The sequence below is a fragment of the Brevundimonas sp. C43 genome (assembly GCF_030732185.1).
GTDB lineage: Bacteria > Pseudomonadota > Alphaproteobacteria > Caulobacterales > Caulobacteraceae > Brevundimonas > Brevundimonas diminuta_C.
In genome coordinates this window covers 2831310-2845966 of record NZ_CP132231.1, presented here as the reverse complement: position 1 = coordinate 2845966, position 14657 = coordinate 2831310, and the positions used below count along the sequence as shown (strand labels likewise).

Below are 14657 nucleotides of genomic sequence, written 5' to 3'. Positions count from 1 at the left end.
CGATTCAGCCAATCGTCACCCTGTCGGCGCATTGTCGCGGAACGATAGAGGCGATCGACGGATTGGAAGGTCCATGCTGCGCACGCTGAAACGTCTTGTCACCCACGTCTGCACGCCGGACGAGCTGGACATGATCGAGCACTATCCGACGCGCGCGGAGAAGCTGGCGGATCTGTGGGTCCACGTCGTCGGCCTGATGCTGGCGGCGGTCGGCGGCATTATTCTGGCGGGTCTGGCCGGGGTCTATGCGGGGATCGGCGGCGTGATGGCGACCGCCATCTATGCCCTGTGTCTCGTCGCCATGCTGACGGCCTCGACCATCTATAACTGGACCAACCCCTGCGCTGCGCGGCCGGTGCTGCGGCGACTGGACGAGGCGGCGATTTTCCTGATGATCGCCGGCAGCTACACCCCGTTCACCACCCAGCGGTTCGAGGGTCTGTGGGCCATCGGGTTCACCACCCTGATCTGGACCCTGGCCTTCCTAGGCGCCGGGGTGAAGCTGTTCGCGCCGCGCATCTCGGACAAGTTCTGGAGCGGCGTCTATGTCGTCTTCGGCTGGCTGGCGGTCGCGGCGCTGAAGCCGATGGTGGAGACGGTGCATCCGATCGCCCTGGCCCTGCTGGTCATCGGCGGCCTGATCTATACCGCCGGGGTCTTCGTCTTCATCAGCCCGCGCGTGAAGTTCCGCCGCGCCATCTGGCACGGCTTCGTCGTCACCGGCGCGACAGTCCACTGGACGGCGGTGCTGGTCGGCGTCGTGCTGGCCCCGGCGATGAGCCACTGATCGATCGTCCGTTCCCGGCGGTTTCGCCCCCTCTGGCGCTCCCTCTGGCGCATCGCGTCGCAACGGAGGATAGTGACGCGTTGCAACATCGCGAGAACAAGCGTGGCTGACGAAAAGACCAAGGGTGGAAAGACCGGCGACAGCGCTCAGGTCGTCATCAAGAAGTATGCGAACCGCAGGCTCTACAACACGCGGACCAGCGCCTATGTGACGCTGGAAGATCTGGCGACCATGGTGCGCGAGGGGACCGAGTTCGTCGTCTATGACGCCAAGACCAACGACGACCTGACCCGCCAGATCCTGACCCAGATCATCTTCGAGGAAGAGAGCCGGGGCGAGGCCTTGCTGCCGGTTCAGTTCCTGCGCCAGCTGATCGGCTTCTACGGCGGTCAGATGCAGGGCGTCTTGCCCTCCTATCTGGAGATGTCGTTGGCCAACTTCGGTCGCCAGCAGGAACAGTTCGCCAGTCAGATGGGCCGCGCCTTCGGAACCGGCGCGGGCGCGGCCCTGATGGAGGACGCCGCGCGCGCCAATATGGCGATGTTCGAGCGCGCCATGCAGATGTTCCCGGCCTTCACCTATCCGCGCGCCGAACCGACACCCGCCGCGTCCGATGACAAGGCCGAGCCGGCTCCGCCGCCCGAGGCGCCTGACGCCCTGGACGAGATGCGTCGCCAGATGGACGAGATGCGCCGTCAGATCGAGAAACTGGCAGGCGGCAAGGGCAAATGACCGACCGGATCCAGGCCGTCGGCGGACCGGACAGGGTGGATCGCCGCGAAGGCGAACGCCGCGAGCGCGAGCGGCGCGCCCGATCCGCCTCGCGCGCCCTGGTCCCCGTCGATGCGCCTGAGACCGCCGAACCCCAACCGGCCCCGGCAAGAGCTGCCGTCCTGCCGACGCCCGAGCCCGGCGCCGCCGCCTTCGTCGCCCAGCAGATGGGCCAGAGCGGCCAGAAACGGGGCCTGCGCGGCGGCTCGCCGGTTCTGGATGCGGCCCGCTCCGCCTACCTCGGAGCCGAATATTCGGGCGCGGCCGAGCGTCGTCCGAAAACAGGCAAGACCGCCAAGACCGACATCTGAACTGACGCCGCTCGTGCGGCACGGGGTTTGCTGGGGGCGAGGCAGAACGCTCTCAGCCGGACCCGCCCATGCCCGCCGTCTTCGCCCTTTTCGCCAAAGCCTTCGACGTCGCCGTCGTCGCCCTGATCTTCACGGCATTTTCGTAGGCGCTACCGCGCTTCGCGCTGCTTGAGCGCGTGTTTCTTAGGGCCTACCGCGCTTTGCGCGACTTGAGCGCATGTTTCTTGGGGCCTACCGCGCTTCGCGCTGCTTGAGGCCGCTGTCGGGGGAGCCGTTGGGCTCACGCTCCGCCGAAATCGAAATCCTTGCGCGACGCGATGATGGTCACGATGAACCCGGCCAGGACGTCCAGCAGGATCATGATCACGATCAGGAAGAAGGTCGAGGTCGCGAAACCCGGCAGCAGCAGGAACTCCACCAGCACGCCGATGAACAGGATCATCGACAGGGCGTGATTGACGATGGCGATCCGCTGGCTGGAGGTGGACTTCACCAGCTCGAAGAACAGCAGGATCAGGCCGAGGAACAGGATCAGGTCGCCCGACCCGATCGTCCATTGCGCGCCCGAGGTCATGGTGATCGAGAACAGCGGATCGCGCAGCAGCACGTCCGCCTGCACCATCCCCGCCCCGCTCGGCGCGCCGAACAGCACCACGATATTGTAGAGCACTACCGGGATCAGCAGCAGCGGAATGGCGAGCAGCATGGACGGTCCTCTTCGCAGCCGGTCCAAACGGCTACGCCTGTTCACCTCGATTTAGCGCCGTTTGCGAAACGCCGCCACAAGGGTTCAGCGCTTGGGAAATCCGCCGGCCCGGCTGAGCGCCGACGGCGCCGGCCGGCCGATGGCCTCGCCGATCCAGCGCGCCGTCGCGATCAGGGCGTCCAGGTCATAGCCGGTCTCGAACCCGGCCCGCGCCAGCATATAGACCAGGTCCTCGGTGGCGATGTTTCCCGTGGCGCCCGGCGCGAACGGGCAGCCGCCGATCCCCCCGACCGAGGCGTCCAGCACGTCGATCCCCGCCTCGACGCCGGCATAGGCATTGGCCAGGCCGGTGTTGCGGGTGTCATGGAAATGCAGGCGCAGGGTCGCGTTCGGCGCGGCCGCCCTGGCCGCTTCGACCTTTTTCGTCACCGCCCAGGGATCGCCCGCGCCGATGGTGTCGGCCAGCCCGATCTCGCCGACGCCCATATCGGCGATGGCGCCGACCATGTCCGCGACCTGATCGACCGACACCTCGCCGTCGAACGGACAGCCCCAGACGCAGGAGATCATGGCCGACAGAGACGGCGCGCCCTCGCTGGCCTCGGCGTTGTGCCGGCGGGCGACGATCTCGCCGAGCATGGCCAGTTGATCCTTCACCGCCAGGCCCTGGTTCTTCAGGCCGAAACCGTCGGTGGCGGCGACCGAGACATTGACCTCGTCCACCCCGGTCGCCAGCGCCCGGTCATAGCCCTTGCCGTTCAACACGAGGCCGATACGGCTGCACCCCGCCTCGTGCGGCAGGGCGGCCATGACCTCTTCGGCGCCGGCCATCTGCGGCACATATTTGGGATGGACGAAGGAGACGGCCTCGATCCGTCTCGCCCCCGCCTGCTCGAGCCGTCGCACCAGATCGGCGCGGACCGCGGGCTCAAGCACGGCCTTTTCGTTCTGCAAGCCATCGCGCGGCCCGACTTCGACGATCTGGATGAAACGGCCCATCACTCGCCTCCCGCAGCGGCGGCGCCATTCCCGTTTCGGGGCGGCGGCGCATAGATGGTCAGGCTGACCGGATCGCCCGCCGAATAGTTGTAGCCGTTGACCGTCCCGACCGCGCGACCGGACACGCCCAGACGCGCGGCGGCCGCACGGAAGGCGTCCGCGTCGCGTCCTTCGACGATGGCGGGCCGCCCCTCGGCCAAGGCCTCGGCCGCGCCTTGGGCGTCGGTCAGGTCGGTGTCGCGCCCGGTCAGGAAGACGAAGCTGGGTTCATGGAAGCCGGTGATCGCCACCGGCCCCGGCGTGCGCCCCTGACGCGGATGCAGGTCCGCCGCCTCCAGCGCCTTTTCAAGCTGGGGTGCGATGGCCAGGGGCCGTAGTTGGCGGATCGTGCCCGACAGGGCCGCGTGCGCCACGATGCCGAAGGCCAACGAGGCGACCAGCGCCGCGACCGGCGCCCGGTTCAGCAACAGGAAGCCCCCCATCGCCCCTGCCGCCAGCGCCATCACCACCGTCAACGCCGCCCAGGTCTGGGCCGTCGAGGTGCCATAGACGGTCAAGCCATAGACGGTGATGCCGATGATCAGCAGAGCCGCGAACGCGCCCAGCACCGCGCCGGTGATGCGCGAGACCTTGCCGATGGGCTGGGCCAGGGCGGCGGCCGCCAACAGGGCCAGCGTCCCGAAGGTCGGCAGGGTGTAGTGCCACAGCTTGGTCGGGGCCAGTTCGAACATCAGCCAGCCCGGGACCAGCCAGCAGACCAGGAACCGGATCGCCGGCTCGGCGCGTCGGCTCCAGCCCGTCGAAACGGCGGCGGGCAACAACAGGGTCGAAGGGAAGAACAGCAGGGGCGCCAGCAGCAGATACATGCCGGGGAAGCCCGAATGGCTCTCATGCGCACCGGCGATCTTGGGCGCCAGGTCCCCGCCGATGGCCTCGCGCCAGAAACCGCCGTCGGTGGCGATGGTGATGGCGATGGCCCACGGCCCGACCATCAGGGCGACCAGCGGCAGACCCCACCCCCAGCCGAGGCGATACAGCCATTTGATGTTTCGATCCCAGATCGACAGGGCGATGATCGCCAGGGCCACGACCAGGAACCCGATCGGTCCCTTGATCAGGATCGACAGCCCGATCCCGATCCAGAACAGCAGCTTGTGCGGCCGGATCGGCCGTTCGCCCGCCTTCGTCGCCATATAGATGCGCGCCAGCGCCGCCATGGCCAAGGTCGTCGCCCCGCACAGCATGGCGTCGGTCTTGGCGATCCCGGCCTCGGTCGACAGCAGGAAGGTCGCGCCCATGATGGCCCCGCCAAAGAAGCCGACCCGGCTGCCCAGCATGGCCGAGCCCGCCCAGGCCACGGCCCAGGCCGCCAGCATGGCGCCCAGCAGGGACGGAATACGATAGGGCGCGATTTCGCGGTCCTCGACATCCGAGGTCAGGCCCACGGCGATCGCCTGCATCCAGTAGATGCCGACCGGCTTCTTCCAGCGCGGCTCGTCCTGATAGCGGATGTCCACATAGTCGCCGCTTTCCAGCATCTGGGACGTGGCCTGGGCGAACCGGCTTTCGTCGCGATCCAGCGGCGGCAGCAGCAGCAGGCCCGGCAGGCCGGCGATCAGCGTCAGCAGGGCCGCGAGAACCGGCCCGCGCCAGCCGGCGATGCGGCCATCCAGATCGAAAGTCTTCATTCCAGACTCCTTACACGGCGACTACGCCGTCGTCAGCCGTCTCCCCTAAGCCGTCGTTATCCTCTATGGAGCGCCGATGACCCCCGAAACGCCCGAAATCTCCGTCGTCGTTCCCGTCCATGACGAGGCGGGCGCCGCCGTGCCCCTGGCGCGCGAGATCGCCGCCGCCTTCGCCGGCCGTTCGTACGAGATGATCTTCGTGGACGATGCGTCCAGGGACGCGACCCTGGCCGAGCTGAAGGCCGCCATGGCCGAACTGCCGGCGCTGCGCGTCCTGGCCCACGGGACCAATGCGGGCCAGAGCCGCGCGGTTCGCACCGGCGTCCTGGCTGCGCGCGCGCCGGTGGTGGTGACGATGGACGGCGACGGTCAGAACCCGCCGGCCGATGCGCCCCGCCTGGTCGATGCGCTTCTGGCCGCCCCCGGCGACGTCGGCCTGGTCGGCGGTCGTCGCGCCAAACGCCAGGACACAGAGGCCAAACGCCAGGCCTCGATCTGGGCCAACCGCATCCGCCGCAAACTGCTGGGCGACGACGCCGACGACACCGGCTGCGGGCTGAAGGCCTTCCGCCGCGACGTCTTCCTGCGCCTGCCCTACTTCGATCACATCCACCGCTATCTGCCGGCCCTGATGATCCGCGAGGGGTTCAAGAACCAGTATCTCGACGTGGACCACCGCCATCGCGAGGTCGGTCGGTCGAAATACACCAACTGGGGCCGCCTGCGCGCCTCGGTCTCGGACCTCCTGGGCGTGATGTGGCTGAAGACGCGGTCCCGCAAGCCGGGCGCGATTTCGGAGTTCTGAAACAGCCACACCCTCCCCGCTTCGCAGAGAGGATAGGCAAACAAAAAGGGCGGGACCTTGCGGTCCCGCCCTTCTGCATTTCAGCGATGAGGCTGGACCCCGGCCTTCGCCGGGGCGTCCGGGCGGCCCGAAGGCCGCCCTTCCGCTTAGAAGTCCATGCCGCCCATGCCGCCCATGCCGCCCATGTCGGGAGCCGCAGCGCCGCCCGACTTCTTGGGGGCGTCGGCGACGGCGGCTTCCGTCGTGATCAGGATGCCGGCGACCGAAGCGGCGTCTTGCAGAGCCGTGCGGACGACCTTGGCCGGGTCGATGACGCCCATCTGCACCAGATCGCCGTACTCTTCGGTCTGGGCGTTGAAGCCGAACGAGGACTGCTCGTTTTCCAGCACCTTGCCGACGACGATCGAGCCTTCGACGCCTGCGTTTTCCGAGATCTGACGGATCGGAGCCTGCAGGGCGCGACGGATGATGGCGATGCCGGCGTTCTGGTCGGCGTTGTCGCCCTTGACGTCGGCCAGGATCTTGGAGGCCTTCAGCAGGGCGATGCCGCCGCCCGGAACGATGCCTTCGTCAGCCGCGGCGCGCGTGGCGTTCAGGGCGTCGTCGACGCGGTCCTTCTTTTCCTTCACTTCGACTTCGGTCGAACCGCCGACGCGCAGGACTGCAACGCCGCCGGCCAGCTTGGCCAGACGTTCCTGCAGCTTTTCCTTGTCGTAGTCCGAGGTCGTGTCTTCGATCTGGCGCTTGATCTGGGCCACGCGGGCTTCGATCTCGTCCTTGCCGCCGACGCCTTCGACGATGGTGGTGTCGTCCTTGGTGATCGAGACCTTCTTGGCCTTGCCGAGCATGTCGAGCGTGACGCTCTCAAGCTTGATGCCCAGGTCTTCCGAGATGACCTGGCCGCCCGTCAGGATGGCGATGTCTTCCAGCATGGCCTTGCGGCGGTCGCCGAAGCCCGGAGCCTTAACGGCGGCGACGCGCAGGCCGCCGCGCAGCTTGTTGACGACCAGGGTCGCCAGGGCTTCGCCTTCGATGTCCTCGGCGATGATCAGCAGCGGACGGCCCGACTGAACCACAGCTTCCAGGATCGGCAGCATGGCTTGCAACGAGGTCAGCTTCTTCTCGAACAGCAGGATGAGCGGCTCTTCGAGTTGGGCCTCCATCTTGTCGGCGTTGGTGATGAAGTAGGGCGACAGGTAGCCGCGGTCGAACTGCATGCCCTCGACGACGTCGACGGTGGTGTCGGCGGTCTTGGCTTCCTCGACGGTGATGACGCCTTCGTTGCCGACCTTGGCCATCGCCTGGGCGATCAGCTCACCGATTTCGCTATCGCCATTGGCCGAGATGGTGCCGACCTGGGCGATTTCCGAGTTGTTCGAAACGGGCTTGGAGTTCGACTTGATCTCTTCCAGCACCAGGCCGACGGCCTTGTCGATGCCGCGCTTCAGATCCATCGGGTTCATGCCGGCGGCGACGGCCTTCAGGCCCTCTTGCACGATGGCCTGAGCCAGAACGGTTGCGGTGGTGGTGCCGTCGCCCGCCTTGTCGTTCGTCTTCGAAGCGACTTCGCGGATCATCTGGGCGCCCATGTTCTCGAAGGCGTCTTCCAGCTCGATCTCTTTTGCGACCGACACGCCGTCCTTGGTCGAGCGCGGGGCGCCGAAGGACTTCTGGATCACGACGTTGCGGCCCTTGGGACCCAGGGTCACCTTGACGGCGTTGGCGAGGACGTTGACGCCGCGCAGCATCTTGTCGCGCGCGTCGGTGTTGAACTGTACGATTTTAGCAGCCATGCGGGCAGCTCCTATCTATATGGATTGATTGAGGAACGTCGGACGTCGGGTGCTTAGGACAGCACGCCAAGGACGTCGGATTCCTTCATGATGATCAGGTCTTCGCCGTCGATCTTCACTTCCGTGCCCGACCACTTGCCGAACAGGATGCGGTCGCCGGCCTTCAGCTCAAGAGCATTGACCTTGCCGGTGTCGTCGCGGGCGCCAGGGCCGACGGAGACGACTTCGCCTTCCTGCGGCTTTTCCTTGGCGGTGTCGGGGATGATGATGCCACCCTTGGTCTTGGATTCTTCTTCAACGCGCTTGACCAGCACGCGGTCGCCGAGCGGACGGAACGCCATCGGACTTCTCCCTCTAGAACCCCCGGATCGGGGCGTTTTTGAAACGGTGTGCGGCGCTCTCGCGATCGCCGTTTTGGCAGCCGACCAGCGAGAGTGCTAACGCGGGCGGGAGTTAGGCAGAGGCGCTGGCATCGTCAAGCGGCGCGGCTCGATCGCCGCGCGAATTCTCTGTGACAATGAACCGAAAATGAACGCCCACCTCCGGGGTCGTTCAAACTGGGAGCGATAGAACGGTCTCAACGCTGGATGCCTTCCCGCCCCGGAAACGCAGATCGGCAAGCCAAGAAGGAGACCAAAATGTCCAAGCTGCTGAAGATTACTGCGGTCGCCGCCGCCCCCGTCGTGGCCCTGAGCCTGATGGCCGCTCCGGCTTCCGCCCAATCGCGCGATCGCGACAATACCGGCCGTAACGCCCTGATCGGCGCCGCCGTTGGCGGTCTGGCCGGCGCCATCTATGGCAACGGCGACGGCAGCTATATCGCAGGCGGCGCGCTCGCCGGCGCGGCGCTGGGCGCGGTGGCCTCCAACCGCGGCTCGGGCTGCGAATATTACCGGGGCGGCCAGTGCTACCGTAACCAGGGTCACTGGGAGCGCGAGCACGGCATCGACCGCAGCCGCTCGGGCTACGACTACCGCTACGACGGCCGCCGTTACGACTCGCGCTACGACCGCCGCGACTACCGCAATGATCGCGACTACCGCTACGACCGCCGCTGGTAAGCGTTTGACAGTCTAGATGATCGGCAGGGCCCGTCCGGCAAGGACGGGCTCTTTTCGCGTCAGCCCATCAACCGCGTCATCAGTACTGCCGTGGACGGATCCAGGTCCGCCGAGGGGCCGCCCGCGTCGACGTCCTTCAGGATCGCCTTGGCCAGGACCTTGCCCAGTTCGACGCCCCATTGGTCGAAGCTGTTGATGTCCCAGATCACGCCCTCGACGAAGGTCTTGTGCTCATACAGGGCCAGCAGCGCGCCCAGGGCCTCGGGCGTCAGCCGCTCCATGACGATGGCCGTCGACGGACGGTTGCCGGTGAAGGTGCGGTGGGACGCTAGGCGCGTCGCCTCTTCCTCCGACAGACCCTGAGCCAGACCTTCAGCCCTGGCCGCCTCGGTCGTCTTGCCCAGCATCAGGGCCTGCCCCTGGGCCAGGGCATTGGACCAGAGCGGCGATTCCGGCGCATCCGCATGCGTCCTGGCGACAATCACGAACTCCGCCGGCACGACCTCCGGCCCCTGGTGGATTTGCTGGAAGAAGGCGTGCTGCCCGTTGGTGCCCGGCTCGCCGAAGACGACGGGACAGGTCTGGCGCGTCACCGGCGTGCCGTCGCGATGCACCCGCTTGCCGTTCGACTCCATCTCCAGCTGTTGCAGGAAGGACGGCAGGCGGCGCAGGGCGTGGGCGTAGGGGGCGACGGTACGGGCGGGCCGGTTCAGGCCATCGACGTTGAACACCTGGGCCAGGGCCAGCAGGATCGGCCCATTCCGCTCCAGCGGCGCCGAGACGAAATGCGCATCCATTTCCGCCGCGCCCGCCAGCATCCGTTCGAACACGTCCCAGCCCAGGGCGATGCCGCACGACAGGCTGACCGCCGACCACAGCGAATAGCGCCCGCCGACCCAGTCCCGGAAGGCGAAGGTCCGACCGCAGCCGAAGGCGGCCGCCCTGTCCGGCGCCGCCGTCACCCCGATGAAGTGTTTCGTCATCCCCTCGGCCGGCAGCGACGCCGCCAGCCAGGCCTTGGCCGCCTCGGCATTGGCCAGGGTTTCCTGGGTCGTGAAGGTCTTGGACACGACCACGACCAGGGTGGTTTCGGGATCAAGGCCGGTCAGCGCCTCGGCCATGTCGCGCGGATCAATGTTGGCGACGAAGCGCAGATCGATGGCCGGGTCCAGCGGACGCAGCGCGTCCCACACCACGCGCGGCCCCAGGTCCGACCCGCCGATGCCGACATGGACGATCGCCTCGAACCTGCGCCCCGTCGCGCCCGCCTCGGCGCCCGATCGCACGGCGTCGGCATAGGCCTTCATGTCCGCCCGCACGGCGTCCACCTCGGCCGAGACCGGCTCGCCCAGGGCCTTGAAGTCGGCGCCCGGCGCGGCGCGCAGGGCCGGGTGCAGCACCGCCCGCCCTTCGGTCAGATTGACGGCCTCGCCGGCGAACAGGGCCGCGCGACGTCCCTCGACGTCGCTGGCGCGCGCCAGATCGAGACAGGCGTCGAAGGCTGCGCGGGTCCAGCTCTGTTTCGACAGGTCCAGATAGAGCCCCGCCGCCTCGACCGACATCCGCGCCAGCCGCTCGGGATCGGCGGCGAACTGATCCACGATCCGCGCGGAGGCGGCCTCGGCGGCGGCTTGGTCGAAGGCGGTCCAGGCGGCGTCGCGGGTCATCGTCGTCTCCATCGGGAATGACAGGGTAAACACTCGTTTACGGCTGGGGCGTATTCAGGTTCAACGTCCCAGCGGACGCTGAAACAGGAAGTCACCTCCATGTCCTGCGGCCTTGCTCTCACGATCGCCCTGGCGATGTCCAATCCCTCGGTGGCCTTGGCCGCCGAACAGCCGGCCGCCGCGCCCGGCGCGCCTGTCTCGGTGGCGGGCGAGCCGCTGTTCGCCGACATCATCTCGCGCTCGGCCAGCCTGAAGGCCGTGGTGGACGGCTGGGCCGCCGCCAAGGCCGCCGACGACGCCGCCTTCTTCACCAGCCAGGCCTTCACCGGCTTCAAGGCCGAGGCGGAACAGTTGGCCGCCCTGGACATGCAGGGCCACCTGATCCTGAAGGAACGCGGCACCGACGGCGATCTGAAATGCATCCTGCGCGGCATTTCCGAGGACATGCCCAAGAAGGTTCAGGCCGTGCAGGCCGCCGCCAACCCGGCCGAACGCGCGGTCGCCCTGTCGGAACTGTCCTATCTGCTGAACGACAACGTCGAAGTCATCACCGCCCCGCCCAAGCCGGAAGTCTGACGGCTTCTAGAGGGCGGCCAGCGCCTCCAGCACGCCCTTGCCGTAGCGATCCAGCTTGGACTGGCCGACGCCGGAAATGGCGCCCAGACTGTTCAGGTCGCCCGGCTCGGCGTGGGCGATCTCCAGCAGCGTCCGGTCCTGGAAGATGACATAGGGCGGGACGTGCTGTTCCGAGGCGCGGTCGCGGCGCCAGGCGCGCAAGGCCTCGAACCGGGCGCGGACATCGGCGTCCATCGTCTCCAGCGCCGCATTACGCCCTTCGCCCGATCGGTCACGACGACGCGGGGCCGCATCGGCCCTCAAAGGCGCGCGACGCACCTCGATCTGGCGTTCGCCGCGATAGACGGCGCGCACCGCCTCGGGATCGCCCAGCCCGACCAGTGGCTTGCCGTCATTGGGATCCTCGGCCAGCAGGCCTTCGAACAGCAGGTGATCGACGATCTCGCGCCAGCTGTTCAGCGAAATCTCGCGCCCGATGCCCCAGGTGGACAGTTGCTGCTCCCACGGCTGCACGTCCTTGGTGCGGGCGGTCAGGTGATCGACGACGCGGCCCCTCCCGAACCGGCCGCCCAGCCGCTGCACCGCCGCCAACGCCTTCTGGGCCGGGACCGTCGCGTCATAAAGCTGGGGCGGGTCGCCGCAGATGTCGCAGACGCCGCAAGGCTGGGCGTCATGCTCGCCGAAGTATCGCCGCACGGCCTGGGCCCGACAGACGGCGCCGTCCAGCATGGCGAACAGCTGGCGGGTTTTGCGCACCTGGACCGATTTGACCTCCTCGGCCATCGGACGGCTGTCCAGCCGACGCAAGGACCAGGCGATGTCGGACGGCCCATACAGGGTGATGCCCTCGGCCGGTTCGCCGTCGCGACCGCCGCGCCCGATCTCCTGCCAATAGGCCTCCAGGCTGCCCGGCGGATCGGCGTGGATGACGAAGCGGACGTCGGCCTTGTCGACGCCCATGCCGAAGGCGATGGTGGCGACCATCACAGCGCCCTCTTCGGCCAGGAAGCGTTCCAGCCGGCGGTCGCGCTCCTTCGTATCCATGCCGGCGTGATAGGCGATGGCGTTGGTCCCCGCGTCGCGCAGCGCCTGGGCCACGCGGTCGCAGCCGTCGCGACTGCCGCAATAGACGACGCCCGACTTGCCCCGCCGTTCGCGCACCAGTTCGATGACGCGCGCATCGGTCTTGGCCCGAGACGCGCTCTCCTTGCGCTCCGCCGACAACTGCAGGTTAGGACGCGCGAAACTGTCGACGAAGACCGTCGCCTCTTCCAGCCGCAGCGAGCGCAGAATGTCGTCGCGGGTGCGGGCGTCGGCGGTCGCCGTCACCGCGATGCGGGGCACGTCGGGGAACCGCTCGGCCAGCAGACCCAGGTTGCGATAGTCGGGGCGGAAGTCGTGGCCCCATTGCGAGACGCAGTGCGCCTCGTCGATGGCGATCAGGCTCAGCGGCAGTTCGGCCAGCCGGTCCATCATGGCCCCCGCCGCCAGGCCTTCCGGCGAGACATAGAGCAGGTCCAGCTTCCCCGACCGCGCCGCCGCCCAGATGGCCGAACGCTCGTCCAGCGACACGCCGGAATCCAGCCGCGCCGCCGCGACGCCCTGCTGCTTCAACGCCTCGACCTGATCGGTCATCAAGGCGATCAGCGGCGACACCACCAGCCCCAGGCCGGGGCGCAGGATGGCCGGGATCTGATAGCAGACGCTCTTGCCGCCGCCGGTCGGCAGGACCGCCAGCACATCGCCGCCCGACAGGATCTGCTCGACCACCCGCCCCTGCAGCCCCCGAAAGTCGGCGTGACCCCAGACGCGCGCCAGCAACGCGCGCGCGTCGTTCAGGTCAGGCGTATCGGTGGTGGAGAACTGGGGGCGCGTGGCCGGCATCCTTAAGCTGTGCACTCTTTGTTCCCGAACAGAAGACGCCGCCGGCCGCGAAGGCGACCGGCGGCGGCGTCATAGGGGAGGGTTTTAGTGGGCGGGCGCTTCGGCGAACTGGCCGCCGACGCGGTAGCGCCACAGATAGGACGGGGCGATCGCGGCCATGCCGGCCGGATGGTCGATGCCCAGATCGCTGAGGCCGAACGCATCGGCGGCGACCACATTGTCCTTCTCCAGCATCAGCACCTGATCGCGCGTCAGCGGCGGGGTCAGGCCGACGAACCGGCTCAGTTGCAGCAGCGAACCCAGGGGCTTGGCGACGATGAATGGCATCGAAACCAGCATCCGGTCACGGCCCGTTTCACGACGCACCAGCTCCAGCACCTCCCGGAAGGTATAGAGGCTCGGCCCGCCCAGTTCATAGGTGCGGCCGGCCGCGTCCGCGCGGGTCACGCCGCGCGCGATGGCCTCGGCGACATCGCCGACATAGACCGGCTGGAACCGGGTCTCGCCGCCGCCGATCAGCGGCAGGGCCGGCGCCATCGTCGCCATGGCGGCGAAGCGATTGAGGAAGCTGTCGCCCGCGCCGAAGACCAGCGACGGACGCAGGATCACCGCATTCGGATAGACGGCGCGAACGGCCGCCTCGGCCTGGGCCTTGGTGCGACCATAGGCCGAAGGGCTGGCGGCGTCGGCGCCGATGGCCGAGATCTGGACCAGCCGCTCAACGCCCGCCGCCTTTGCGGCCTCGGCGATGGTCTTGGCGGCTTCGGTATGGACGGCGTCGAAGCCGCGCTTGCCGCCTGCGTCATGCAGCACGCCGACCAGATTGACGACGGCGTCCGCGCCGCGCACGGCCTGCGCCACATCCGCCGGGTTGGTGATGTCGCAGCGCATGAACTGGATCTGGCCGGGATCGCCCAGCGGCTGGATTTCGATCGCCAGGACCGGGTTGCGCACGGCGACCCGAATGCGCCAGCCGCGACGCGCCAGGGCGCGCACCGCCTGCGACCCGATAAAGCCCGAACCTCCGAAGAGGGTCACGACGCCGGGGGCGAGGTCAGCCATGGGGAAAGCTCCAGTCGAAATCCGTTTCGGCGGGATAGACGATAGGGCGCCGCACCGCAACGCGGGCCTTCACGGTCACGCTGGCGTTCCACGCGCGGCCGCCCATCTGAGGCGAATGAAGCTTTTCACCATTGGCTACGAAGGCGCGACCCAGGCCGACGTCATCGCGCGGCTGAAGACGGCCGGCGTGCAGACCCTGGTCGATGTCCGCGCGGTCGCCGCATCCCGCCGCGCCGGCTTTTCCAAGACGATCTTGGGCGAGAGCCTGAAGGTCGAAGGGATCGACTATGTCCACCTGCGCGGGCTGGGCACGCCCAAGGCGGGACGTGACGCGGCGCGCAAGGGCCGTGTCGACGAGATGCGCGCCATCTTCGCCGATCACCTGGCCGAACCCCAGGCGCAGATCGAGTACGAGCGACTGAAGGCGCTGGCGGCCGACAAACGCGTCGCCCTGCTGTGCTTCGAGGCCGACCACGCCGGCTGCCACCGCGCCGTCCTGGCGGAACGACTGTCGGCGGAAACCGGCGTGGTGGTCGTGGACCTCTAG

15 protein-coding genes are annotated in these 14657 nt (G+C 68.0%); 7 read left to right on the top strand and 8 right to left on the bottom strand.

The genetic code is table 11. The features are described 5' to 3' along the window. Positions 1 to 73 precede the first annotated feature (73 nt). The 3 genes from Q9R14_RS14250 to Q9R14_RS14240 all read left to right on the top strand — a co-directional run bounded on the left by Q9R14_RS14250 (position 74) and on the right by Q9R14_RS14240 (position 1869). Positions 74 to 787, top strand: coding sequence for a hemolysin III family protein (locus Q9R14_RS14250; protein WP_306002822.1), 714 nt, complete (start codon positions 74 to 76; stop codon positions 785 to 787). A gap of 102 nt (positions 788 to 889) precedes the next feature. Continuing rightward, complete coding sequence (gene phaR / locus Q9R14_RS14245; protein WP_306002821.1) at positions 890 to 1519, top strand: polyhydroxyalkanoate synthesis repressor PhaR; 630 nt, start codon at positions 890 to 892, stop codon at positions 1517 to 1519. Further along, positions 1516 to 1869 carry a hypothetical protein gene (locus tag Q9R14_RS14240; protein ID WP_265149968.1) on the top strand — a complete coding sequence of 118 codons (354 nt, stop codon included), beginning with the start codon at positions 1516 to 1518 and terminating at the stop codon, positions 1867 to 1869. Before phaR ends, Q9R14_RS14240 begins: the two co-directional genes overlap by 4 nt. Positions 1870 to 2149: 280 nt before the next feature. Here the strand turns inward: Q9R14_RS14240 and Q9R14_RS14235 are convergent, their stop codons facing one another. The 3 genes from Q9R14_RS14235 to Q9R14_RS14225 form a co-directional block, all read right to left on the bottom strand. Then, positions 2150 to 2575 (bottom strand): hypothetical protein, encoded by a 426-nt coding sequence (locus tag Q9R14_RS14235; protein ID WP_306002820.1) that lies wholly within the window; start codon positions 2573 to 2575, stop codon positions 2150 to 2152. 84 nt (positions 2576 to 2659) lie between these two features. After that, the gene (locus Q9R14_RS14230) at positions 2660 to 3574 is read right to left on the bottom strand and encodes a hydroxymethylglutaryl-CoA lyase (RefSeq protein WP_306002819.1); all 915 of its coding nucleotides are present in this window, start codon (positions 3572 to 3574) and stop codon (positions 2660 to 2662) included. Continuing rightward, a complete protein-coding gene (locus tag Q9R14_RS14225) occupies positions 3574 to 5262 on the bottom strand; it encodes a glycosyltransferase family 39 protein (RefSeq protein WP_306002818.1) in 1689 nt (562 codons plus the stop codon). The genes Q9R14_RS14230 and Q9R14_RS14225 overlap by 1 nt, the downstream gene beginning before the upstream one ends. Positions 5263 to 5338: 76 nt before the next feature. Between Q9R14_RS14225 and Q9R14_RS14220 the strand changes: the two genes are divergently transcribed. After that, complete coding sequence (locus Q9R14_RS14220; RefSeq protein ID WP_039245802.1) at positions 5339 to 6067, top strand: glycosyltransferase family 2 protein; 729 nt, start codon at positions 5339 to 5341, stop codon at positions 6065 to 6067. A 146-nt stretch (positions 6068 to 6213) separates the two neighbouring features. On the opposite strand, the gene groL is transcribed toward Q9R14_RS14220, so the two are convergent. Both groL and groES read right to left on the bottom strand, forming a co-directional pair. After that, positions 6214 to 7860, bottom strand: coding sequence for a chaperonin GroEL (groL, locus tag Q9R14_RS14215; RefSeq protein WP_306002817.1), 1647 nt, complete (start codon positions 7858 to 7860; stop codon positions 6214 to 6216). Positions 7861 to 7913: 53 nt separating this feature from the next. Next, the gene (groES, locus tag Q9R14_RS14210; protein ID WP_055808823.1) at positions 7914 to 8201 is read right to left on the bottom strand and encodes a co-chaperone GroES; all 288 of its coding nucleotides are present in this window, start codon (positions 8199 to 8201) and stop codon (positions 7914 to 7916) included. Positions 8202 to 8498: 297 nt separating this feature from the next. On the opposite strand from groES, the gene Q9R14_RS14205 reads away from it, so the two are divergent. Further along, entirely contained in the window at positions 8499 to 8921 is a 423-nt protein-coding gene (locus Q9R14_RS14205) for a hypothetical protein (protein ID WP_165114280.1), read from the top strand. A 59-nt stretch (positions 8922 to 8980) separates the two neighbouring features. On the opposite strand, the gene pgi is transcribed toward Q9R14_RS14205, so the two are convergent. Beyond that, positions 8981 to 10588 (bottom strand): glucose-6-phosphate isomerase, encoded by a 1608-nt coding sequence (gene pgi, locus Q9R14_RS14200; protein WP_306002816.1) that lies wholly within the window; start codon positions 10586 to 10588, stop codon positions 8981 to 8983. 99 nt (positions 10589 to 10687) lie between these two features. On the opposite strand from pgi, the gene Q9R14_RS14195 reads away from it, so the two are divergent. Beyond that, positions 10688 to 11164: a hypothetical protein gene (locus tag Q9R14_RS14195; protein ID WP_306002815.1), complete on the top strand. Its 477-nt coding sequence runs from the start codon at positions 10688 to 10690 to the stop codon at positions 11162 to 11164. A gap of 6 nt (positions 11165 to 11170) precedes the next feature. Here Q9R14_RS14195 and recQ read toward each other — a convergent pair whose 3' ends face one another. Both recQ and Q9R14_RS14185 read right to left on the bottom strand, forming a co-directional pair. After that, positions 11171 to 13048, bottom strand: a complete 1878-nt coding sequence (gene recQ / locus Q9R14_RS14190; protein ID WP_306002814.1) for a DNA helicase RecQ — start codon at positions 13046 to 13048, stop codon at positions 11171 to 11173. 84 nt (positions 13049 to 13132) lie between these two features. Then, positions 13133 to 14110 (bottom strand): complex I NDUFA9 subunit family protein, encoded by a 978-nt coding sequence (locus Q9R14_RS14185; RefSeq protein WP_306002813.1) that lies wholly within the window; start codon positions 14108 to 14110, stop codon positions 13133 to 13135. A 115-nt stretch (positions 14111 to 14225) separates the two neighbouring features. Here Q9R14_RS14185 and Q9R14_RS14180 point away from each other — a divergent pair, with 115 nt between their 5' ends. After that, complete coding sequence (locus Q9R14_RS14180) at positions 14226 to 14657, top strand: DUF488 family protein (protein WP_265149980.1); 432 nt, start codon at positions 14226 to 14228, stop codon at positions 14655 to 14657.

What these genes read in the sequence shown, in the direction of transcription:
- pgi (WP_306002816.1), bottom strand. Translation starts at nt 10,588, where the DNA reads ATGACCCGCGACGCCGCCTGGACCGCCTTCGACCAAGCCGCCGCCGAG.
- Q9R14_RS14220 (WP_039245802.1), top strand. Translation starts at nt 5,339, where the DNA reads ATGACCCCCGAAACGCCCGAAATCTCCGTCGTCGTTCCCGTCCATGAC.
- recQ (WP_306002814.1), bottom strand. Translation starts at nt 13,048, where the DNA reads ATGCCGGCCACGCGCCCCCAGTTCTCCACCACCGATACGCCTGACCTG.
- Q9R14_RS14235 (WP_306002820.1), bottom strand. Translation starts at nt 2,575, where the DNA reads ATGCTGCTCGCCATTCCGCTGCTGCTGATCCCGGTAGTGCTCTACAAT.
- groES (WP_055808823.1), bottom strand. Translation starts at nt 8,201, where the DNA reads ATGGCGTTCCGTCCGCTCGGCGACCGCGTGCTGGTCAAGCGCGTTGAA.
- Q9R14_RS14250 (WP_306002822.1), top strand. Translation starts at nt 74, where the DNA reads ATGCTGCGCACGCTGAAACGTCTTGTCACCCACGTCTGCACGCCGGAC.
- Q9R14_RS14195 (WP_306002815.1), top strand. Translation starts at nt 10,688, where the DNA reads ATGTCCTGCGGCCTTGCTCTCACGATCGCCCTGGCGATGTCCAATCCC.
- Q9R14_RS14205 (WP_165114280.1), top strand. Translation starts at nt 8,499, where the DNA reads ATGTCCAAGCTGCTGAAGATTACTGCGGTCGCCGCCGCCCCCGTCGTG.
- Q9R14_RS14225 (WP_306002818.1), bottom strand. Translation starts at nt 5,262, where the DNA reads ATGAAGACTTTCGATCTGGATGGCCGCATCGCCGGCTGGCGCGGGCCG.
- Q9R14_RS14240 (WP_265149968.1), top strand. Translation starts at nt 1,516, where the DNA reads ATGACCGACCGGATCCAGGCCGTCGGCGGACCGGACAGGGTGGATCGC.
- groL (WP_306002817.1), bottom strand. Translation starts at nt 7,860, where the DNA reads ATGGCTGCTAAAATCGTACAGTTCAACACCGACGCGCGCGACAAGATG.
- Q9R14_RS14180 (WP_265149980.1), top strand. Translation starts at nt 14,226, where the DNA reads ATGAAGCTTTTCACCATTGGCTACGAAGGCGCGACCCAGGCCGACGTC.
- Q9R14_RS14185 (WP_306002813.1), bottom strand. Translation starts at nt 14,110, where the DNA reads ATGGCTGACCTCGCCCCCGGCGTCGTGACCCTCTTCGGAGGTTCGGGC.
- Q9R14_RS14230 (WP_306002819.1), bottom strand. Translation starts at nt 3,574, where the DNA reads ATGGGCCGTTTCATCCAGATCGTCGAAGTCGGGCCGCGCGATGGCTTG.